Genomic DNA, 22158 nt, shown 5'->3' with positions numbered 1-22158 from the left:
CCCCCGTCAATCGAGGGTCAATGCAAAGCAAGGATAACGCTATGGGCTGCTGTGTCGGCCCAGCACGCGGTCGATCGAGACAAGCCCGAGGCCAAGCACGACAAACACCAAAGCAATCACGAGCGAATTGACCAACACCCCGCCGTAACCAAGGTGATCCGCGTCGACGAACGCATACGGATACTCATGCACCACGGCACCGCGCAGCAGGGTCCACACGAGATATACCAGTGGAAACCCTAGCCAGCGAAGCGCATCGCGCCATACCAGTGTGCCGTGAGGCAGGAGTACCACCCACCAGAACAGATACAGGGCCGGCAGCACGTAATGCAGGGCGCGATCTGCAATCAGCTGAGGTCCTTGCGGATGCCATTGACCGGCGAGAATCGTGGCGTAGATAAGACAGGTCACTGCAATACATAGCGCTGCAAGGCCGCGCACGCGCGGATTTCGCCAGAAGCGCAGCGGCGCCCAGTTACCGCCTGTCGCCGCGGAGGCAGCCACCACCGCGACCAGCAGGTTGGACAGAATGGTGAAGAAGCTGAAATACCGGACCGTGGCGTAGCCGATCGGGCCGGACCACAGGATCAACCAGTACTGCAACATCAGCGCCGGCCACGCGACCGCCGCGACGACGACTGCGAAGAGGTTCGACAGCGCGGCGGTGCGTGGCGACATGGGTATCAGCCGCCCTTGCCGGCGGCCACGACGGGCCAACTGTTGTTCGAGCGGTCACGATCGGGAATCACGTGGTCCGGATCGATGGTGGCGGCGACGACCTTGCGCCCACCGGGCACGGTCAGGTCGAAGCTCTTGTGCTGCTGCCAGGTTTCCACCGGCACGCGGATGTCGCTCGTGCTCTTGTCGTCGAAGGTCACGCGCAGGGTGGCCGGCATCACCAGCTGGTCGCGGTTCTCGATGGTCACCACGGAACCGTCGACCTTGGTGATCGCCATGTCCAGCTGCCAGTTGTTCGCGTACCAGCCACGCCAGAACCACGAGAGGTCCTCACCGGCTTCGCTTTCCATCAGGCGAAAAAAGTCCGACGGCGAGGGGTGATGATAGGCCCAGGTGGCGATGTACTTGCGGAAGGCGGGATCGAACCTTTCCGGCCCGATGATCTGCTCACGCAGCAATACCAGGCCGAGTGCCGCCTTGAAGTAGGTCGCCGGGTGACGGTACTTTTCCTTGACCATGTCCGCGCCGATCAGCAGGTTCGGCGCATCCGGATCGGCCAGCAGCGGAAGGATTTCGTCCACCGGGTTGCCACCCTTGGGCGAGTATTCGCTGTCGCGCTTCGGTGCGAACTCGCCGTGATGGAAGGCGTCAGCCTCGTACACGTCGATGAAGGTGTTGAAGCCTTCGTCCATCCACGCATTACGACGCTCGTCGGTGCCGACGATCATCGGGAACCAGGTGTGGCCGATCTCGTGTGCCGTGACCATATGCAGCGGCTTCGCCGGCGCCTTCATCGGATCGAAGACGATGCCCGGGTATTCCATGCCGCTGGCCGCCGAGCCGGCTTCGTTCACGGCAACAGGATAGGGATACGGGTACCACTTGGTCGAGAAGTGTTCGACGGAGGCCTTCAGGTATTCCGTCGAACGGCCCCAGGAGTTGTCACCCACGCTTTCCACCGGGTAGACAGACATCGCCAGCGCCTTCTTGCCTTCGGGAAGGTTGATCCGCGCGGCGTCCCATACGTAGGCCGTCGAAGCGCCGAAGGCGACATCGCGGCTGTTCTTCATGCGGAACTTCCACGTCAGCGTACCCGCCTTGCCTGGGCGACTGGCGGGGTCGGTCACTTCGGCCGGCGTGCGGATCATCACTGTGGCGTCGCTGTCGCGCGCCTTGGCCAGGCGCTCGCGCTGCGTGGCGGTGAGCACATCCTCCGGATTCACCAGTTCACCCGAGCCGGCGACGATCATGTTCGCCGGTACGGTGATGGCGTAATCGAAGTCACCGTACTCGAGATAGAACTCGCTGTTGAGGAAGGGGGCGGTGTCCCATCCACGCAGGTCGTCGTAGACGCACATGCGCGGATACCACTGCGCCATCTCGTAGATGTTGCCGTTCTTCGAAGGAGCGAAGCCGGTGCGGCCACCGAAGTCACCGGGCAGATCGTAAGAATATTCGATGGTCAGGGTGACCTTGCCGCCGCGGGCCGCGACGGGCTCGGGCAGACGTACCTGCATGCGCGTGTCGGCGACGACGTAGCTGGCCTTGACGGTCTTGCCGCCCTGCTCCAGCGTCACCGTGGCGACGCGATAGCCGTCAGTGTGCTGCTTGGGCGTGCGGCCCGAGGTGAAATTGCCGCGCGCGTCCGGGGTGTAGCGATTCTGGTCCATCTGCAGCCAGAGCACGTCGAGCGCGTCCGGGCTGTTGTTGGTGTAGTGGATGGTCGCCTTGCCCACCATGGTGTTCTTCACCGGGTCCAGCGTGGCCGCGAGCTCGTAGTCGGCACGGTTCTGCCAGAACAGGGGGCCCGGCATGCCGCTGCCTGAGCGATAAGCGGTTGCCTGTTGGGGATAGGTGAACGGCGCGAAGGTCTCGCGTGGGTCGAAGGTCGCGGCCGAAGCAGCCAGCGAACCCATCAGGGCAAGGCTGGCGATCGACAGGCGGGCAACGTTTTTCATCGGTAGCACCTTGGGGACGACCCCTCAGCGTAACCGGCAAATGAAGCTCGCCTCTACCGTGCCGAAAGTCAGGTGAACACAAGACGCCGGACGGGCATGCGGTTTACCATGGGGATCAAATCTCCCTCGGGGCGCCAATTTGCGCCTCATTCTTAGGTATACCTTGCATCGCGCCACGGTATCCGCATATTCCCCACGTTGAACTCATCGAGGACCCCACGCATGAAAATCGGCTTGATCGGACTGGGCAAGATGGGCGGCAATATCGCCCGCCGCCTTATGAGGGACGGTCACCAGACCGTGGTTTACGACAATAACGCCGACGCGCGTGCCACGCTCGCCAAAGACGGCGGTGAAGCCGTCGACTCCCTCGAGGCCATGGTCAAGGCCCTGCCCTCGCCGAAAATCATCTGGGTCATGCTTCCCTCCGGCGAAATCACCGAGAACACCGTCGCCACGCTCAGTGGCCTGCTTGGCAAGGACGATATCGTCATCGATGGTGGCAACACCTTCTACAAGGACGATGCCCGTCGCGCCGAAGAGCTCGCCGTCAAGGGCCAGCATTACGTGGACGTCGGCACCTCCGGCGGCGTGTGGGGCCTGGATCGCGGCTACTGCATGATGATCGGCGGCGACAAGGCCACGGTCGACTACCTCGATCCCATCTTCAAGACCCTCGCCCCGGGCGCCGGCGACATCCCGCGCACGGAAAGCCGCGACGGCCGTGATCCGCGCGTCGAGAACGGCTACATGCACGCTGGTCCGGCGGGCGCTGGCCATTTCGTCAAGATGATCCACAACGGTATCGAGTACGGCATGATGCAGGCCTTCGCGGAAGGCTTCGACATCCTGAAGAACCGCGACGGCAAGCAGATTCCGGAGCGCGAGCGTTACAGCCTGGACATGGCCGACATCGCCGAAGTCTGGCGTCGCGGCAGCGTGGTGTCGTCCTGGCTGCTCGACCTGACCGCCAGCGCGCTGGCCAAGGGCCCGGAACTGGACAACTACTCAGGCTACGTCGACGACTCCGGTGAAGGCCGCTGGACGGTCAACGCCGCGATCGAAGAAGCGGTCCCGGCCGAGGTGCTCACCTCCGCCCTGTTCGCCCGCTTCCGTTCGCGCCAGGACCACACCTACGCCGAACGCCTGCTCTCGGCCATGCGCATGGGCTTCGGTGGTCACATCGAAGGCCGCGGCAAGCCGCCGAAGGAAAGCGAGCACTCCTGATGCCATAGGTCACTGTGTGGAGCCCCTGTGGGAGCCGCTTCAGCGGCGATTGGCGGCCGCTACAACGCGGGGGCTTTTCGCCGCTGAAGCGGCTCCCACAAAGAGCACAGAAACAGCAGAGAAAAAGCCCCGCACACGCGGGGTTTTCTCGTTCAGGCCTTACCATCCAGCTGCTGCAACCTCTCCCGCCACCCCTCCGGCGTCTGTGGCTTGATAAACAACGCCACGATAGGCAGGTTCGCCGCCTTCGTTCGCGCCTCGATCTCGCGCACAGCTGCCTCGATTTCTACCGTGGTCAGCGCGTCATCGAACGCGGCGGACAGCGCGACCAGTACATGGTCGGGACCCACCTGTACGGTGAGGACCCCATTCACCGCCTCGATGCCTGGCACTTCGCCGGCGATGTTGCACACCTGGGCCAGCAGCCGCGGTTGCGCGGGCTCGCCGATGAGCAAGGCCTTGCTCTCCCGCGCCAGAAGACTGGCGGCTGCGGCAAGCACCACGGCGATACCGACAGAGGCCCAGCCATCGATGCGTGGATCGTTCAACGCATGGGAGAGGTAGACGCCGATGGCCGCTATGCCCAGGCCCAGCAGCGCTGCCGTGTCCTCGAACAACACCGAAAACGTGGTCGGATCCTTGGTCCGGCGGAATGCTTCGAAGTAGCCGTACTTGCCCTTCTTCCGCTGCACGCTCTTTAGCGAGAGGTACCACGAGCTGCCTTCAAACAGCGCGCTTACAGCCAGCACGATGTAGTTGGCCGTCGGGTCCTTCAACGGTTCCGGGGTAAGAATGTGATTGACACCCTCGTATAGCGAGAAGCCCGCACCGAGGCTGAGCACCAGCAGCGCGACGATGAAACTCCAGAAGTACAGCTCGCGACCGAAGCCCAGTGGGTGCTGGCGGTTCGGCGGGCGCTGTGAGCGCTTCAGGCCGTAGAGCAGGAGCACTTCGTTGACGCTGTCCACCAGCGAGTGCACGCCCTCGGAGAGCATGGCGGAACTACCGGTGAGCGCCGCGGCGACGAATTTCGCCACGGCGATGGCGACGTTCGAGGCAAGGGCGACGAAGACGACGAGTCGGGAGCTATGGGCCATGGGCGTAGTAAACCATGTGGGAGCCGCTTCTTGTGGGAGCCGCTTCAGCGGCGATCCCGCGGGAGCGGGCCAGGTTGAGGCAAGCACCCAATCGCCGCTGAAGCGGCTCCCACAACAACAAAAAAAGGCCGCGCTTTGCAGCGCGGCCCTCTTATTTGCAAAAACCTGCTGCGAACTTACTTCGCGAACAGATGCGCCACGCCTGCACGCTCTTCACGCAGTTCCTTCTCGGTCGCATCGATGCGAGCCTGCGAGAACGCGTTGATCGCCAGACCCTGGACGATGGCGTACTTGCCGTTCTTCACGGTCACCGGGTAGCCGAAGATCACGCCCTTCTCGACGCCGTACGAGCCATCCGACGGGATACCCATGGAAACCCAGTCACCCTCGGCCGTGCCGAGCGTCCAGTCGCGCATGTGGTCGATGGCGGCCGAAGCTGCCGACGCGGCCGACGAGGCGCCACGGGCCTTGATGATGGCCGCACCACGCTGCTGCACGGTCGGAATGAAGTCGCTCTCGTACCAGGCCTGGTCGACCTGCTCGAGCGCCGCCTTGCCCTTCACCGTGGTCTGGTGCAGGTCCGGGTACTGCGTGGAGCTGTGATTGCCCCAGATGGTGAGCCTGGCGATGTCGGTCGAGTGCGAGCCGGTCTTCTCGGCCAGCTGCGACAGCGCGCGGTTATGGTCCAGGCGAACCATGGCCGTGAAGCACTTCGGATCGAGATCCGGCGCGTTCTGCTGGGCGATCAGCGCATTGGTGTTGGCCGGGTTGCCGACGACGAGCACGCGCACGTCGCGCTTGGCGTGGTCGTTCAGGGCCTTGCCCTGCGGGCCGAAGATGGCGCCGTTGGCTTCGAGCAGGTCCTTGCGCTCCATGCCCGGGCCGCGCGGACGCGCACCGACGAGCAGTGCGTAATCGACGTCCTTGAAAGCGACGTTGACGTCGTCGGTGGCGACGATGCCAGCGAGCGTCGGGAACGCGCAGTCATTGAGCTCCATCACCACGCCCTGCAGGGTCGGCAGCGCCGGAGTGATTTCAAGCAGGTGCAGGATGACCGGCTGGTCCGGACCCAGCATGTCGCCGGCGGCGATACGGAACAGGAGGGCATAGCCGATCTGGCCGGCTGCGCCGGTCACGGCAACGCGAACGGGTGCTTTCATCTTTCGACTCCTCAGGAATATCGCTTGGGAATGATCAGGTGAGCTCGGCGAAGAACTCGACGATGCGGGCCATGCCCTTGTCGAGTGCCTCGTCCGGGCAGGAATAGGAAATGCGCAGCGCGCGCGGCTCGCCAAAGGCCGAGCCCGGCACGCAGGCCACGCCCTTGGTCTCGAGCAGTGCGGCGCAGAAGTCCACGTCGGAGGTGATTGCCACGCCGTTGTGCTTCTTGCCGAAGGCCACCGAGATATCCGGGAACGCGTAGAACGCGCCCTGCGGACGCGGGCAGACCACGCCCGGAATCGAGACCAGCGCGTTGTATACGCGGTCGCGCTTGACCGCGAACTCGGCGCACTTCGCGGCCGGCACGTCCTGCGGACCCGACAACGCAGCGATGGCCGCGGCGGTGATCACTTCCGGCAGGCTGGTGATGTGGTTCGAGTTGAGCGTGGTCACGGCCCTGGCCACCGATTCCGGCGCGGCGATGAAGCCGACACGCCAGCCCGGCATGCCGTAGGTCTTCGACAAGGAATCGACGAAGATCACGCGATCCTTCAGTTCCGGACGGATGTGCACGAAGTTGTGGTAACCCACGCCGTCGAACACCATGGTGTTGTAGATGTCGTCGGTGATGATCCAGGTGTCCGGATACGTCGCGATGACATCCGCCAGCGCGACGATTTCATCGCGCGTATAGACCATGCCGGTGGGGTTCGACGGGTTGTTGAACAGGAACACGCGCGGCTTGCGGGCCAGTGCTTCGTCCAGCTGCGCCGGTGTGAGCTTGTAGTGCTGCTCCGGCGGGCACGGCAGGATGTTGATCTTCGCGCCGACGATCTCGGCGATGTCGAGGTAGCTGGTCCAGTACGGCGCCGGGAAGGCGATCTCGTCGCCCTCGTCCAGCAGCGCCTCGGCCAGGTTGTAGAGGATCTGCTTGGCGCCGACGCCGGTGGAGACGTTCTCGCGCTTGTAGCCCGTCAGGCCGAGGGCCTCGATGTGGCCGAGGAAGGCGTCGACCAGCGCGTCGGAGCCGCGGTTGCTGCCGTACTGGCCGGAATCCTTGGCCAGGGCCTCGCGGGCCGCGGCGTAGACGTGCTCGCCGGGGAGGAAGTTGGGGACACCGATCGAGAAGCTGACAATGTCGCGCCCCTCCGCTTTCAGGCGCTTGGCCTTTTCGGCAATGACCATGATCGCACTGGGTTTGGCGCGACCCATTCGCGTGGCGAGCTGCGGCATCGTTTCCTCGGAGGGGGACGGGGCAAAGGCCGTTATTTTAACACGGCCGGGTGGGAGGGGCATCGCCGCTGAAGCGGCTCCCACACAAGACCTGCGCAGGAAGTGTGGGAGCCGCTTCAGCGGCGATCCCGCTCCAGCGGGCCAGAAACAGAAACGCCGCCCGGAAGGCGGCGTTTCAAACACAGGAAAACCGGCCGCTTAACGCGCGTCCAGCACCTCATTCCACTTGGCGACATTCGCCGCCTGCTTCTCCAGCAGCGCGTCCACGTCGCCCTCGACAACCACCTTCTCAATGGTGTCGTCCTGGCGAATCGCGTCGACGATCTTCTGGTCTTCGGCACCGATGATCTCGCCGAACACGCTGTGCTTGCCGTCCAGCCACGGGGTCGGGCCGTGGGTGATGAAGAACTGCGAGCCATTGGTCCCCGGGCCGGCATTGGCCATGGACAGGACGCCCGGCTTGTCGTGCTTGAGGCTGGCGTCGAACTCGTCGCCGAACTTGTAGCCCGGACCGCCGCGGCCCGAACCCTCGGGGCAGCCGCCCTGGACCATGAAGTCGGCGATCACGCGGTGGAAGGTCTTGCCGTCGTAATAGCCGCGCTTGGCCAGATTCACGAAGTTGGCCACCGTCATCGGGGTCTTCTCGTCGTGCAGGCGAAGGTGAAGGTCGCCCTTGTTGGTCTTCATGGTGACGTTGATGGTCATCGCAATTCCTGTAACTCGTTGAAAATCGGTCCAGTCGCTTCGTGCGACCGGCTCCGGGGGGCTGCAAGGCCAACAAAGATGGCGCCCTATCCCCAAGAGTTCAAGCGAGAAAGCGTGATGGTCGCTCAGTTTTGCGGCAAGGCTAGCGTTTCGGCGGTCAGCGGGCCGGCGCCACGGGGACGCGTGTCACGCACGGCGGCGTCCTCGGGCAGCGCCCTGCCCTCATTCATGTGCGCCCAGGCGCGGTCCAGCGCCGCGTAGCCGAAAGGCAGTAACGGGGCGTGCCGGTCGCCGAAGTCCGGGAAGGCCAGGAAAGCATCGAAGTGCTGGGCGTAGGGGACCTTCCAGAACACCGGCGTGCGTCCGGCGTCACGCAGCCACCTCACATACGGTTCCGAGCTGAAGGCCGCCGGGATGAGGCCGTCCTGCGCCCCGTGGACGATCAGGATGGGCAGGCCGTCGCGGGGCAGCTCGGCCGTAGTGGCGTCGACGGCCGCGCGAAGTTGCTCCGCCTCGATCCCGTGGCCGGTCTGCAGCTCACGCAGGCTCAGCACACCCGGCAGGGTCGGATCGAGGGAGAGATCGGTGCCACCAGCGAGCAGGACGCCGGCACCCGGCGGGACGCCCGAGCCCTCCGCCCACCATGTCGCCTTGAGCAGGGCGTCGGCCGGACCGACGACGCCGGCCGCGTGGTACGCCCGGTAAGAAAACCCGGCTGGCATATGCGCGGCATCGCGCTTCAGATACGCCGACGCATAGGCCACCGTCACGACTCGCCACAGATCCAGCGAGGTGGACGAGGCCGCCGTGGCGAGGACCTCGTCGTGCCAGCCGCCTGCCCTGAGCATGGCCAGGGCTTCCTCGGCCTGCGCTCCGGGCATCAAGGCGGTAAGCCGGCCGTGGGCGCGCAGCGAAGCGCATCGCAATGCCCAGGCCGTCGGCGACGCGAGGCCGACGCGGGCGAACGGCACGCCGTCGAAGTCGCGCGCCGCGAGTGCGGCCGGTAGCAGCAAGGCGGCCTCCGTGGCGTAGTCGTAGAACGAGCGGCCCGCACCGCGCACATGGATGTTCGGTTCCAGCGCGACCACGGCGGCGAGGATGCCGTCCTTGTCGTCCCCCGCAGCTCGCAACACCGCCCCACCGCCGTTCGAGATGCCGGTGGCGATGATCGTCGTGTTCTGCGCGGTGAAGGGGGCCTCGTCGGGGAAGGCGCGGTCGAGCATGGCCAGGCCGAAACGCGCGGCCTGCAGGACATGACGGCCCCAGTCCGCCTCGGGATGGTCACCCGAGTGAGCATGTTTCACCGCGATGCCTGCATCGGCGCTCACACCTTGCGGTTCGAACTCCAACGGTGCCGAGCCGGCTTTGGCACGGGTGCCATCGAGCACGACACCCGTACTGTCTGCGGGATCGAAATACCCTGCACCGCCGCCCTTATCCGTATAAGCGACAGCGCATCCGCGCGGAAGACCCCAGCCACCGGCCAGGGCGATGGATCCGTAGATACCGCGTGAGCCGGACGAAGCGGTAACGACGAGGCAGCGCTTGTTGCGATCGAAGTCATCGGGTATCTGAGCCAGCACGCGATGCGATGCACGCGCACCGGGAAGATTGGCGAACGTCGTGAATTCGCGACCGGGAACGTTCGGCACGCTGCCGTACAACGTGCCGAATCCACCGAGCGGACCCAGATCGGCGATGCCCTTCCAACTGGACTGGATGGCGCGTTGGCGCAACTCCGCAGGAGTCGGTGAGGCCGGCTGCGCGAAGCGTGTCGATGTCCCCGCAAGACCACGCAACCCGAGGCCGGCGCTCAGCAGGTCGTCGCCATCGCGATGCGTGGTGACGCGGACGTCGCCGAAGATGTCGGTGTCGGACATGGATCGCTTCCTCGGGCAGATCGTCCCGAGTCTGCGGCAAGCGACCTTCGCCGCCAAGGCCTCTACAATAAAGCGACCATCCGAACGTCGTCGATCTCCCACGACTGCAGACCGGTATTTTCGCTTCCCAGTTTGACGATGCGCAACGCCTGATCTACGCCGATGTCGTCTTCCGGGATATCGAAGACGAGACTGATCGGATACACGCCGTTGGCTTTCACTTCAATGGCACTCTCATGCGTCCGATTGTATGTTTCTATCAAGACTTTGCCACGATCCGGCTCCAGCGTCGTGGTCTTATGGCGGAGCGTGAAGCTGAGCGAATACTTGCCGGCAACGGGTAAGAATATTTTCTGCTCTATGGATGCATCACCGAGCGGCCCAGAACTGAGCCCCACGCGACGCGAAGGCGGCGCCGGCAACCAGATCGAAGAACCATGAAAGACCCAGGCGTCGTCATTTTCAAAGTCACCATTCGTGACGATCAGTTCTGGCGTCGCGGGGTCGTCCCACTCGGTCATGAGCACATTGTCAAGGAAGAGGTTCGCTCCGCCTGTAACGGTAAAATACGTCGCACGTTTTTCGCCACTGCCTTCGTAGCCGAAGAGCGTGTTCAGGTCGTCCCCGGCGAGCCAGATGTGCTCCCTCAGAATCGCGCCGTCGTCCGCAAAGACTCGAGCAGTAGTCTCCACAGTGAGTCGGGGGAAAGCAAACAAGGCAAACACGACAGACTGACAGGGAAAAGGCAGATCGACCCTGACGTCGATAGGCGCGTGCAGTTCGACTGATTGCAGTACGTGCTTTTCGACAACATGACTGTTGTCGTCGTATTCGCATAGATCGATTTTCACGCGATTAGCTTCGGGCGTTCCGTAGCTTATCCAGATCAGCCCAACCTGAAGACCCTCGGGAGGGATTTCCCCCGGAGGGACGCCTTCGAAGTCCTCGCGTGCCGTCTCCTTCGATTGCGACAAGTGTGTCAATTCTGACGTTGAGGTGCTCATGATGTTTCCCTCCGTGGAAGTGAGCATGTCGTACTGCCGAGAAGGTCAGGTACAAGTACGCCTTGACACTAACCCATCCAGAACCAACCCGACATATCCGATAAGTTGTAGGTGCAGGCATGCCTTTCCGGCACCTTCGATCGTCGACCTTTGCACCGATTCGAAAGTGCCCACCGCGACTCAGGTGCCGAGGGCAACTCCCTGCTCCCCTGCTCCCCTGCCCCCCTGCTCGGGTGAAGCATTTTTTACCACCGCTGTTATCCTCGAAGCCCAGCAGGGGGCTGGAAGATACGGGGAGCGAAGAATGGAACGCGAACTGAGGCTGGGCGACAAGGTCGTGGTGCTTGACGACCGCACCGGCGCGCTGGAGCGCAGCATCGACGTGCGCACCGGCAGGCCACTGCCCGACACGTCGCAGGACAGGACGATCGAGGTGACTCGCCTGCCTCCCGAGGGCCTTCCCAATACCTGCGATCCGCTGGGCACAGCCCATGCGGAGGGGCAGCTTTACGGTGCCGTCTACGATGGTCGAATCGCTCCCGCAGCGTTTGCCGTGGGCTGGATGTTCATTACGTTGAGCGTCTTCATGTTCTCGCTCGCGTTACTTTGGGGCGATTGGACATCCCCAGGTGCTTACGCGGTCGTTGGCTTGATCGTGGTCGCCTGGGCGTGGTTATTCCAGCGCGCAAGGCGACGGATGCGCGAGCGTAAGCAAAGGCTCGATGCAAGTATTCCGTCCCGATGAGCGAGAATCAGGGCGAGCCCGCCCGAGCTTCGTCATGGCGAGCGCGTTCGTCGAGAATGCGCTGCTGGATGCGGGCGATGATCACGATTTCGTCGGCGGAGAATTCATCCGCCCACATGTCGTCGACACTCAGCCCCGCGCGGCAGCCCAAAGCTGGCGGTCTCACGCAGAGCCACAGGGTCATGAGATCATTCGGGCCGCACCCGCCAAGTTCCGAACACTGAATGCCCTGCAGCGCTACCTGCTGGTAGCGCGGTAGTTTCGCGACGTGTGCCGTCCCCTCGACATCCTCCTGGCCCAACGCCCACTCGAGACCCGGCATGCTGGCCAGATCTGCCGCGAGGGCGCTGTCTTCAGGCGAATCCGAATCCAGAACGGCCTCGAAGATGAGACGGTTCCCATCTTCGTCGCCCTTGTCGTTCCAGTCTTCGTGACGTTTCTGAAATGAATCGAAAGTCATCTCAATATAGGCATGGGATTCGTCAGCGGTCGTGCGCCCATGACAGAACGACTCCTTCCACGCCAGGAAAGTACGACCGGATTCACGCTTGACCGTCTTACGCCAATCTGGCTTGACTGGGCTGCTGCACAATCCCGCGGCGTGATACATGACGAACAAGGCCCGCTCGTCGTACGTCACCCGGTCTGCCAGACGACGTTCGATAGCGGAAAAGTCGTCGCCGGGAAGAAGATAGCCGTCCGGATTGATGTTGCCGGACAATGCGCGGCTGCGAGCCCATGAAGATGCGGCTTGCGGCTGCGTCTGCGCTGTTTTCCTCGTCGCTTCGCCGCTAGCGTGGCGCGAGTCTACGACCGGAGGCGGGGCACCGCGAACTGGATCTGCTACGGCCTGCCCTGCCAGCCGGAATACGACGGCCAGGCATATGAAGCACAGCGCCAGGAGCCATGGCAAGGCGCTTCGTCTTCCGCTTGATGTGTTGATGTTCCCCACTCCATGTCCCTGGATTTGCCGTCGTCAACGGCAGATGTGGGGAGCGTAGCGGATGGATTTGTTGGGTGCAGCATGTTTGGTGAGGCGTCGTTTTATCGGGCGTCTATCGCCGCTGAAGCGGCTCCCACAGGGGCGATGGCGGCTTCCACAAGGAACTGGCGGGCGCTGCTATCCTCCGGTTCCCGGCAGGAGCCGGAAGAACCCAAGGGGATACAGAGCAATGATTGCCCGTCGTACCGTCCTGCTGTCTGCCGCGATCACCGCGGCCCTCGGCCTCGCCGCCTGCCACAAGAAAGATGAAGCGCCCTCGGCCGATCCGAAGGCCGTCGCCGCCGCACAGGCCGCTATCGCTGCGCCCGCATGGCTACGCCAGCATCTTCCGGCACAGACCGTCGCGTACCTGCGACTGCCGTCGCCCTGGCATGTGATCGGCGGCGTGCCGAACGGCCGTCCGCTCGATGCCGCGCTTTCCGTGAAGGCGAACCTCGACGCCGTGGCGAAGCTGCGCGAAGCCATCGCCAGGGACAAGGTCCTGGCCGATGCGAAAATCGGTCCGGCGTTGAACCTCCTGCTTGGCGACCTGCGTTCGCCGCTCGAGATCGCGCTCATCGATCCGCTGGGTATTCCGTCGCCAACCTCACGGATCGTCCTGACCGGTAGCTTCTCGTTCGATTCGGTCGACGCGTTCAACGCTCGCCTCGCCTCCCTTAACGCACCGCTGCTGGTTGCGCCGCTCGACGCGAAGGGCAACGGCAAGCTCGCCGCTGGCGGCAGCGTCCGCTACGTCGTGGCCGAGCGTCGCCTCTGGGTCACCCAGTCGCTGCAGCAGCCTAGCGACGAACACACGATCGACGAGTTGGTCGATACATTCGGCAAGTCCTCACCGACCACGGCACCGGCTACGCTCGGCGCCCTCGAAGCCCACATCGACACGTCGGGCGAAGGCCTGTACGGCTGGGCGACCGTCCGTGGCATCGGTGCTGTCGCGGCGAACCAGGCAGGTGAATCGCCGCTGGGCAAGCTGCCTACGGATTTCGCTTCCAAGGCCGATGCCTTCGCCTTCGGTAGTGGCACGGTGGATGGCCATGGCCGGTTCCGCATCGTCGTGCATGCACCGCAGGCGCGAGTGCTTCAATACGCGGCGCCGCGTTCGTTCGCTCCAACCCTGAAGAGCGCAGGCGAGCCACGATGGGCGATGACGTTCGCGCTGCCCAGCGCCGAGGGCTACAAGGCGTTCGAGGACAACCTCAACCTCGACTTTGGTGCGGACCGTGCGAAGAAGATCCGCGACGGCCTGGCGAAGATGCGCACGACGTACGGATTCGATGTCGCCGACTACACGAAGTGGATGGGACCCGAGTCCATCGTCTTCGCCGACGACGCCGGCCAGTTCTTTGCCATCCGCGCCCGCGACCTCAAAGCCTGGTACGCGCGCATCGATGAGATGACCAAGGCAGGCCGCTGGCGCAGCGGCGAAATGACCGTCGACGACGCAAAGGTGCACTGGCTGTTCATGCCGGGTGCGCCTTACCAGCCTGAGGCCAATCATCCCGAACAGCAGGCCCTGGTTCCCTTCATGAACCTGATGCAGCGTTTCGGCAGTCGGCTGTACTGGGTCGAGGAAGGTGACTGGATCGTCCTGGCCAAGATTCCCCAGGCGCTGGCCGACCGTGCCGCCGCGAAGCCGGACACCTCGCTCGAGGAGTGGTTCACGGGTCGCGCCTACCCGGGCTCCCACGTACTGATGGGATACACCGCCAATAGTCGGGATGCCCAACGCGACGCCTACTACGCATACATCGAGATCCTGCAGATGATGGGCGGCATAGCGGGGCCGACCTCGACATTGCCAGCCTCCCGGCCGCCCATACGCTGGGCTTGCCCGAGAAGGGCGTGGTTGGCGCGGCGGCCGAAGCGGACACCGATACCCTCGCCATCTCCTTCACCTACGAACAGAGCCCGACGGAGCTCGTGGGCCAGATGGGCTCGGCCGGTGCCATCGGTACGGCCGCGATCCTGGCCGCCATCGCGATCCCCCAATACCAGCAGTACGTCCTCCGCAGCCAGGTGGCCGGCGCGCTCGCCGCGGCCTACCCGGTCAAGCTGGCCGTAGCCGAGCGCCGCCTGGCAACGGGTAAGTTCCCGGCCAACAACGCCGCCGCCGGCCTGGGTAAGCCGGAGACGCTCGGCAACGACTACGCCGGTTCCGTCGAAGTCGGCCAGGGCGGTGAGATCGTGGTCTCGCTGGACGCCACCCCACCTCACAAGACGGACCCGAAGCTGGATTCCGGGCAGTTGATCCTGACCCCCAGGGTGGACGGCAAAGCCATCACCTGGACCTGCTCGGGCGACGGAATCGAGCCGAAAAACCTGCCGCAGAGCTGCCGCGACGAGCCTGTCGCGCCCTGAGAAGCGGCGCCGGGCGGGGTCCGATGAAGGCGGACCCCGCCAGTCATGCGAAAGTCGTTCTTTTCCTTTACAATCGTCGGCTTCCCAATCCAAAGAGGCGATCCGGCTTAACGCCGGCGCATACCGCATGTCGATCGAATTCCTGCGCAATATCGCTATCGTCGCTCACGTCGACCATGGCAAGACCACCCTCGTCGACCAGCTTCTGAAGCAGTCGGGCACGCTGAACGAGCGTACCGTGCTCGCCGAGCGCGTCATGGATTCGAACGACCAGGAAAAGGAGCGTGGCATCACGATCCTGGCCAAGAACACGGCCATCACCTGGGAAGACAAGAAGTCGGGTGCGAAGAACCGCATCAACATCGTCGACACCCCGGGACATGCTGACTTCGGTGGCGAAGTCGAGCGCGTGCTGTCCATGGTCGACACCGTGCTGATCCTGGTCGACGCGATGGACGGCCCGATGCCGCAGACGCGCTTCGTCACCCAGAAGGCGTTCGCGATGGGCTTCAAGCCGATCGTCGTCGTCAACAAGGTCGACCGCCCCGCTGCGCGTACGGAGTGGGTCGTCGAGCAGGTTTGGGACCTCTTCGCCAAGCTCGGTGCAACCGACGAGCAGATGGACTTCCCGATCGTCTACGCCTCGGCGCTCAACGGCTATGCCTCGCTCGACGAGAACGCCCGCGAAGGCGACATGACCCCGCTGTACGAAGCGATCATGAAGCACGCGCCGAAGCCGGACGTCGATCCGGACGGCCCCTTCCAGATGCGCATCAGCCAGCTGGACTACAACAACTTCGTCGGCGTCATCGGCATCGGCCGCGTGCAGCGCGGCACCCTGAAGAAGGGCATGCAGGTCGCCGTGATCGACCGCGAAGGCAAGAAGCGCCAGGGCAAGGTCGCCCAGGTGCTCGGCTTCCTCGGCCTCGAGCGCATCGAGCAGGACACTGCCGAAGCCGGCGACATCGTCGCTATCTCGGGCATCGCCGACCTGACCATTTCGGACACGCTGACCTCGCCGGATACGCCCGAAGCGCTGCCGGCGCTGAGCGTCGACGAGCCGATGATCAGCATGACCTTCCAGGTCAACAACTCGCCGTTCGTCGGCAGCAAGGATCTCTCGGGCGGCAAGTTCCTCACCAGCCGCCAGCTGCGTGAGCGCCTCGACCGCGAGAAGGTGCACAACGTCGCCCTCCGCGTCGAAGACGGCTCCGATGCCGACAAGTTCCTGGTCTCGGGCCGCGGCGAACTGCATCTGTCGGTGTTGATCGAGAACATGCGTCGCGAAGGCTACGAGCTGGCTGTGTCGCGTCCGGAAGTCATCCTCAAGGAAATCGAAGGCCAGAGGATGGAGCCGATCGAGGAACTGGTGATCGACATCGAAGAGATCCACCAGGGTGGCGTCATGGAGCGCCTGGGCATCCGCAAGGGTGACCTGAAGAACATGGTCTCGGACGGCAACGGTCGCGTGCGCCTCGAGTACGAGATCCCGGCCCGCGGCCTGATCGGTTTCCAGAACCAGTTCAAGACCCTGACCCAGGGTTCGGGCCTGCTGTTCCACGTGTTCAAGCATTACGGTCCGTACACTCCGGCCCCGATCGCCAAGCGCCAGAACGGCGTCATGATCGCGAATGCCGGCGGCAACACCCCGGCCTACTCGCTCGGACCCCTCCAGGAACGCGGCAAGCTGTTCGCTGCCGAAGGCGACGCCGTGTATGAAGGCCAGCTCATCGGCATCCATGCGAAGGACAACGACCTCACCGTCAACGCCATCAAGCCGAAGCCGCTGACCAACATGCGCGCCTCCGGTAAGGACGATGCGATCCAGCTCACCCCGGCGCTCAAGTTCACGCTGGAACAGGCCCTGGACTTCATCGACGACGACGAGCTGGTCGAAGTCACGCCGAAGGAAATCCGCATGCGCAAGAAGCACCTGACCGAAGGCGACCGCAAGAAGTCTTCGCGCGGCTGATTCGATTCAGTAGCGTTCTACGCTAGCTAAAAAGGTCCGGCTCACGCCGGACCTTTTTTTATAGCCACACCCCCTGCCGTAGGAGCCGATTCATCGGCGATCCCGCGGCAGCGGGCCGGGTTTCCGCGAGCACCCATTCGCCGCTGAAGCGGCTCCCACATGGCGCAGCGAATATGGGCCAGAGCGAGGTACAGTTCCGCTTATGCCAACTCCAATCGTTGTTTCCTGGAGCGGCGGCAAGGACTGCCTGATGACCCTCGGCAGGCTCCGTGCCGACCCGTCATGGCAGGTCATGGGTCTGGTGACCACGGTAACCACCAACCACGACCGCATCGCCATGCATGGCGTGCGCCGCACTGTGTTGGCCGCGCAGGGCGCCGCGTTGGGCCTGCCTGTGGTCGAGGCGGTGCTGACCTGGCCAAGCCACAACGAGGCCTACGAGGAAGCCTTCGCGGCGGCCCTGGCGACCGTGAAGGCGCGCTGGCCCGGCGTCGCCCACATCGCCTTCGGTGACCTCTTCCTCGCCGATGTGCGCGCCTATCGCGAAGCGCAGCTTGCCCGCATCGGTGGGTGGACCGGCGTCTATCCGCTCTGGGGCGAGGACACCACCCTACTGGGTCGTCACTTCGTCGCCGCCGGTCACCGCGCGGCGCTCTGCTGCGTGGACACCACCCAGCTCGATGCCGGTTTCTGTGGACGCGATTACGACAACGCCCTGCTCGATGCCCTGCCTGCGGGCGTCGATCCCTGTGGCGAGAACGGCGAATTCCACACACTCAGTTATGGCGGCCCGTTGTTCGCACACGACATGCGCATCGCGCGAGGCGAATCGCTGCTACGCGACGAACGCTTCCAGTACACCGACTTCCTGCTCGATGACTGAGTCGTTCGTCCTGCCCGATGTGCTCGAGCCCGGCCTGTCGCTGGTTTTTTGTGGCACCGCCGCGGGCACGCGTTCCGCGCAGGACCGCGCGTACTACGCGCACCCTGGCAACATGTTCTGGCGCACGATATTCGCGGTTGGCCTGACACCACGCCTGCTCGCGCCTGCGGAGTTTCCGTTGATGCCGGCCTTCGGGCTTGGCCTCACGGACCTCTCCAAGTTCCACTACGGCAACGACAACGAACTGCCGGTGGATGCCTTCGATGTCGCCGCCTTGCGCGCCAAGATCGAGACCTTCGCGCCGCGTGTCCTCGCCTTCACCAGCAAGTACGGTGGCTCGTCGGCACTCGGCAAACCCATCGCCTACGGCTTGCAGCCGACCGCCTTCGGCAACACGCAACTCTTCGTCCTGCCCTCGCCTTCCGGCCAGGCGCGGCGTTCGTGGAACGCCGGCCTCTGGCAGGAACTGGCCGACTTCGTACGCGCTCAGCCGCCAGGAATCGAGCGGTAGGCGCGCACGTCGTTCGGTGACACCGACGCAGCCTTGTTCGACCAGGCCTGGCGGATATAGGTGACGACGGCTGCTGCATCGTCATCGGACAGCGTCTGTGAGAATGGCGGCATGGAATACGGACGAGGGTTACCCGCCGTCGCCGGGGCAAAGCCGCCGGACAACACGATGCGGATGGCGTTGATGCCGGTCGGCTCGACGACAGACGAATTACCGTCCAGCGGCGGATACGCCTCGCTCTTGCCGCGCCCGTCGGCGCCATGGCAACTCGCGCACTGGTCCGCGTAGACCTTCTGCCCCACCTTCGCCAGATCGGCTGCATCGGCGGCGGATTCGCGCTGGCGCGGCGGCGCACGCTCGGGAAGCGACTTCAGGTAGGTAGCCATCGCGGCGAGGTCGCCGTCGTCCAGGTGCTGGGTGCTTCGGATCACCACGTCGGCCATGGGACCGAAGGCGGTGCCCTTCTGCGAGCGACCGTTCTTGAGCAGTGCCACCAGGTCCGCCTCGCTCCAGCCGCTCAGGCCACCGTTCGGACCCATCGACAGATCGGGCGCGTACCAGTTCTGCACGGGAATAAGACCTCCGGCGAGGAAAGGCTCGGTAACCATCGCGCCGAAGGTGTTGCGCGGGGCGTGACACTCGTTGCAGTGGCCCAACCCCTTCACGAGATAGGCACCGCGGTTCCATGCGGCCGACTGCTTCGGATCCGCCTGATACTCCCCTTCGTCGAAATACAACAAACGCCACGACGGCATCAGCGAGCGCATGCTGTATGGCCAGCGTAATGACGCTTCCGTATTGGCAAGCTTCACCGGCGGGAGCGTCTTCAGGTACGCGAAGATCGCGTCGGTATCGGCGCGGGTGACCTTGGTATACGAGGTGAATGGAAAGGCCGGATACAACGACGTGCCATCGTGCCCCTTGCCCGAATGCATGGCGCGGTAGAAATCGTCGGCCGTCCAGCCGCCCAGACCCGTCTCGCGATCCGCAGTGAGGTTGGGCGCCGGGATCGCGCCGAACGGTGTCGCCACGACGTGGCCACCGGCGAAAGCGCGGCCATTGCGGGCGGTATGGCAGGAATCGCAGTCACCGGCGAGCGTGAGGTAGCGACCCCGTGCGACAAGGTCGTCGGCGCTGGCGGTCCATGCCGTGCAAAGCATCACGCAAGCAGCGAACAGGCGAGGCAAGGTCTTCATGTGCCGCCTCCCAGAACGCCACAGCGCAGCGGCGGCGACACACTACCCGCGGGTTCCGCATGCGCATCCGCCGGTACCGGGCGCTGGGCCAGCCACGCCGAAACGGCGCTGATGTCGGCGTCGCTCAGGTGACCGACAATGGTCTTCATGCAGTCGGGCGCGACCGTATTGCGCGTGTTCGTACGCCAAGAACCCAGCTGGGCGCTGATGTAGTCATAAGGCAGGCCAACCAGTCCGGGGATGTCCGGCTGCACGCCGGTGAGGTTGGGGCCATGACAGGCCATACAGGCGGGAACGCCCCGTGCCGTATCGCCCTTGGTCACCAGCTGTTCGCCACGGGCCATCGCCGCCGGCGACGTCGCAGGTACATCGTGCAGGGTGTAGGGCACTTCCTGCGCGGAGAAGTATTCGGCGATCTCACGCATGTAGCCGTCAGTGAGCGGGCCCACCGTGTATTCCATGATCGGGTAGTGCCGCAGGCCGCGCTGGAAATCCTGCATCTGACGATGGAGGTAACCCGCCGGCTTGCCGGCCAGGCGCGGATTGAACCCGTTGCTGCCGCCTTCCCCGTGCTCGCCGTGGCAGCTGGTGCAGGCCGCGATGCGCTGGACCAGTGTGTCGGGCACCGGCGGCGTGTCGGCTGCCATAGCCTGCATGGCGCAGAGCACGGCGGCGATGACGGCCAGCCGACGGAAGAGACGACGCATGTGGCACTCCCTGGCTTACGTTGGCGTGGCCCGGCGGCAGGGCCTGCACGGGCTTGGCGTCCGTGCAGTATAGCCGCGCACGGGTATGCGGTAGATTGCATGGAGTCACCACAGCATCGCCAGGGGGAAAAGACATATGCAGCATGTATGGATCAGGCCGGCCGCGCTCACGCTGGCCCTCGCAGTCACGTTGTCCACCGGCACCGCGCAAGCGCGCGACGCGAACGAAGACGATGCTTTCGCCTCCATCGCGACGATTCGCCAGGCGTATGCCTCGGGCGCACTGACACCGGAAGGCCTCACCACCCTCTTCCTCTCGCGCATCGCCACAATCGACAAGGCCGGTCCCACGGTTAACGCGGTGCTCGAAACCAATCCCGACGCCCTGGCCATCGCGCGCAAGTCGGGCAAGACCGGTCCGCTGGCTGGCATTCCCATCCTGCTCAAGGACAACATCGACACCGGCGACCGCATGCAGACGACGGCCGGCTCGCTCGCCCTCGTGGGCAAGCCTGCGCCGCACGATTCGGCGGTGGCGGCAAAGTTGCGCAAGGCGGGTGCCGTGATCCTCGGCAAGACCAACCTCAGCGAATGGGCCAACATGCGCAGCAACCATGCCACCAGTGGCTGGACGGGACGCGGTGGGCTTACGGTCAATCCCTATGTACTCGATCGCAATGCGTGTGGCTCGAGTGCGGGCTCGGGTTCGGCCGTCGCCGCTGGCCTGGCTACCGTGGCGATTGGCAGCGAGACCGATGGTTCGATCATCTGCCCCGCGTCGATGACCGGCCTGGTCGGCATCAAACCCACGGTCGGGCTGGTCAGCCGCATAGGCATCATCCCCATCTCGCACAGCCAGGACACGGCCGGGCCGATGGCGCGCAGTGTCGCCGATGCAGCGACCGTGCTCAGCGCGATCGCCGGCAGCGACCCGCGCGATCCGGCGACGAAAGACGCCGACAAGCACGCCACCGACTACACGAAGTTCCTCGACCCGAACGCGCTGCGTGGCAAGCGCATTGGCGTGGTGCGCGCGCTCGGTGGCATCGAGCCCAATGCGGATCGTGCGCTGGACAAGACCATCGCTATTCTCAAGGCCCAGGGCGCGACGGTCGTCGACCCCGTCGAGATTCCGCATCTGAAGGAACTCAGCGAGCACGAGATCGACGTGCTGCTTTACGAGTTCAAACACGACATCAACGCCTACCTTGCCAGCCGCCCCGACCAGCCCATGAAGACCCTGGCCGACCTCATTGCGTTCAATGACCGGGAAGCCGCGAAGGAGATGCCGTGGTTTGGCCAGGAGTTGTTCCTGCAGGCGCAGGCGAAGGCCGACCTCACCGACCCGACGTACATCGAGTATCGCGATCGCAACCAGCGTCTCGCCGGCCCGGAAGGTATCGATGCCGCGCTGGCCAAGGATCACCTCGACGCCCTGCTCGCCCCGAGCTGGGGCCCGGCGTTCGTCAATGACCTGGTGCTGGGCGATCATGTCGTCAGTGGCGACCCGACCGTCGGCGGCGTCTCCGCGCCGGCAGCGATCGCCGGTTACCCGTCGATCACCCTGCCTGTCGATTTCGCGCACGAGCTACCGGTAGGGGTAGTGTTCTTTAGTGCGAAGTGGAGCGAACCTGTGCTCATCGCAATCGCGTATGGTGTCGAGCAAAAAGCCAACGCGTACAGGCGGCCGAGGTTTCTGCCGACCCTGCCGGTTCGCTGATAACGAAAGGGCCTTGTGGGAGCCGATTCATCGGCGATGGGGTGCTCGCGACACCCTGGCCCGCTGCCGCGGGATCGCCGATGAATCGGCTCCTACAAATCGCCGCTGAAGCGGCTCCCA

General features: G+C 64.4%; 19 protein-coding genes. 8 read left to right on the top strand and 11 right to left on the bottom strand.

The features are described 5' to 3' along the window. Positions 1–39: 39 nt before the first annotated feature. Together C8J98_RS15290 and C8J98_RS15285 are read right to left on the bottom strand one after the other, a co-directional pair. Entirely contained in the window at positions 40–678 is a 639-nt protein-coding gene (locus C8J98_RS15290) for a Pr6Pr family membrane protein (protein ID WP_107914056.1), read from the bottom strand. Between the two features lie 5 nt (positions 679–683). Next, complete coding sequence (locus tag C8J98_RS15285; RefSeq protein WP_107914055.1) at positions 684–2636, bottom strand: M1 family metallopeptidase; 1953 nt, start codon at positions 2634–2636, stop codon at positions 684–686. 222 nt (positions 2637–2858) lie between these two features. On the opposite strand from C8J98_RS15285, the gene gnd reads away from it, so the two are divergent. Then, a complete protein-coding gene (gene gnd / locus C8J98_RS15280; protein WP_107914054.1) occupies positions 2859–3863 on the top strand; it encodes a phosphogluconate dehydrogenase (NAD(+)-dependent, decarboxylating) in 1005 nt (334 codons plus the stop codon). A gap of 152 nt (positions 3864–4015) precedes the next feature. Here gnd and C8J98_RS15275 read toward each other — a convergent pair whose 3' ends face one another. The 6 genes from C8J98_RS15275 to C8J98_RS15250 form a co-directional block, all read right to left on the bottom strand. Then, positions 4016–4960, bottom strand: a complete 945-nt coding sequence (locus C8J98_RS15275) for a cation diffusion facilitator family transporter (RefSeq protein WP_107914053.1) — start codon at positions 4958–4960, stop codon at positions 4016–4018. Positions 4961–5136: 176 nt separating this feature from the next. Further along, positions 5137–6120 carry a malate dehydrogenase gene (locus tag C8J98_RS15270; protein WP_107914052.1) on the bottom strand — a complete coding sequence of 328 codons (984 nt, stop codon included), beginning with the start codon at positions 6118–6120 and terminating at the stop codon, positions 5137–5139. Positions 6121–6154: 34 nt separating this feature from the next. Beyond that, positions 6155–7354 (bottom strand): pyridoxal phosphate-dependent aminotransferase, encoded by a 1200-nt coding sequence (locus C8J98_RS15265; RefSeq protein ID WP_107914051.1) that lies wholly within the window; start codon positions 7352–7354, stop codon positions 6155–6157. A 198-nt stretch (positions 7355–7552) separates the two neighbouring features. Next, positions 7553–8059: a peptidylprolyl isomerase gene (locus C8J98_RS15260; RefSeq protein ID WP_107914050.1), complete on the bottom strand. Its 507-nt coding sequence runs from the start codon at positions 8057–8059 to the stop codon at positions 7553–7555. A gap of 125 nt (positions 8060–8184) precedes the next feature. Next, positions 8185–9939, bottom strand: coding sequence for a 3-hydroxybutyrate oligomer hydrolase family protein (locus C8J98_RS15255; protein ID WP_107914049.1), 1755 nt, complete (start codon positions 9937–9939; stop codon positions 8185–8187). A gap of 62 nt (positions 9940–10001) precedes the next feature. Next, a complete protein-coding gene (locus C8J98_RS15250) occupies positions 10002–10943 on the bottom strand; it encodes a hypothetical protein (protein ID WP_146171649.1) in 942 nt (313 codons plus the stop codon). A gap of 304 nt (positions 10944–11247) precedes the next feature. Here C8J98_RS15250 and C8J98_RS15245 point away from each other — a divergent pair, with 304 nt between their 5' ends. Next, complete coding sequence (locus C8J98_RS15245; protein ID WP_107914047.1) at positions 11248–11688, top strand: hypothetical protein; 441 nt, start codon at positions 11248–11250, stop codon at positions 11686–11688. A 7-nt stretch (positions 11689–11695) separates the two neighbouring features. Here the strand turns inward: C8J98_RS15245 and C8J98_RS15240 are convergent, their stop codons facing one another. Next, on the bottom strand, positions 11696–12409 hold the full coding sequence (locus tag C8J98_RS15240) for a hypothetical protein (RefSeq protein WP_107914046.1): 714 nt from the start codon (positions 12407–12409) through the stop codon (positions 11696–11698). 451 nt (positions 12410–12860) lie between these two features. Between C8J98_RS15240 and C8J98_RS22090 the strand changes: the two genes are divergently transcribed. From C8J98_RS22090 to C8J98_RS15220, 5 genes are all read left to right on the top strand, one after another. Next, positions 12861–14753 carry a hypothetical protein gene (locus C8J98_RS22090; protein WP_158272724.1) on the top strand — a complete coding sequence of 631 codons (1893 nt, stop codon included), beginning with the start codon at positions 12861–12863 and terminating at the stop codon, positions 14751–14753. Continuing rightward, positions 14708–15049 carry a pilin gene (locus tag C8J98_RS15235; protein ID WP_158272723.1) on the top strand — a complete coding sequence of 114 codons (342 nt, stop codon included), beginning with the start codon at positions 14708–14710 and terminating at the stop codon, positions 15047–15049. Before C8J98_RS22090 ends, C8J98_RS15235 begins: the two co-directional genes overlap by 46 nt. 127 nt (positions 15050–15176) lie before the next feature. Beyond that, positions 15177–17021: a translational GTPase TypA gene (typA, locus tag C8J98_RS15230; RefSeq protein WP_107914044.1), complete on the top strand. Its 1845-nt coding sequence runs from the start codon at positions 15177–15179 to the stop codon at positions 17019–17021. Between the two features lie 202 nt (positions 17022–17223). After that, complete coding sequence (locus C8J98_RS15225) at positions 17224–17904, top strand: ATP-binding protein (RefSeq protein WP_107914043.1); 681 nt, start codon at positions 17224–17226, stop codon at positions 17902–17904. Further along, entirely contained in the window at positions 17897–18415 is a 519-nt protein-coding gene (locus C8J98_RS15220) for a mismatch-specific DNA-glycosylase (RefSeq protein ID WP_107914042.1), read from the top strand. Before C8J98_RS15225 ends, C8J98_RS15220 begins: the two co-directional genes overlap by 8 nt. Here C8J98_RS15220 and C8J98_RS15215 read toward each other — a convergent pair. Both C8J98_RS15215 and C8J98_RS15210 read right to left on the bottom strand, forming a co-directional pair. Next, positions 18391–19575: a cytochrome c gene (locus C8J98_RS15215; RefSeq protein ID WP_233260257.1), complete on the bottom strand. Its 1185-nt coding sequence runs from the start codon at positions 19573–19575 to the stop codon at positions 18391–18393. The genes C8J98_RS15220 and C8J98_RS15215 overlap by 25 nt on opposite strands. A 32-nt stretch (positions 19576–19607) precedes the next feature. Further along, complete coding sequence (locus tag C8J98_RS15210) at positions 19608–20318, bottom strand: c-type cytochrome (protein WP_107914040.1); 711 nt, start codon at positions 20316–20318, stop codon at positions 19608–19610. 136 nt (positions 20319–20454) lie between these two features. Between C8J98_RS15210 and C8J98_RS15205 the strand changes: the two genes are divergently transcribed. Continuing rightward, complete coding sequence (locus C8J98_RS15205) at positions 20455–22038, top strand: amidase (RefSeq protein ID WP_107914039.1); 1584 nt, start codon at positions 20455–20457, stop codon at positions 22036–22038. Positions 22039–22158: the final 120 nt, after the last annotated feature.

Origin of the sequence: Luteibacter sp. OK325, from assembly GCF_003050935.1 — a bacterium.
GTDB lineage: Bacteria > Pseudomonadota > Gammaproteobacteria > Xanthomonadales > Rhodanobacteraceae > Luteibacter.
The sequence above is the reverse complement of the archived record's forward strand: the minus strand, read 5'-3'. Positions and strand labels throughout refer to the sequence as shown.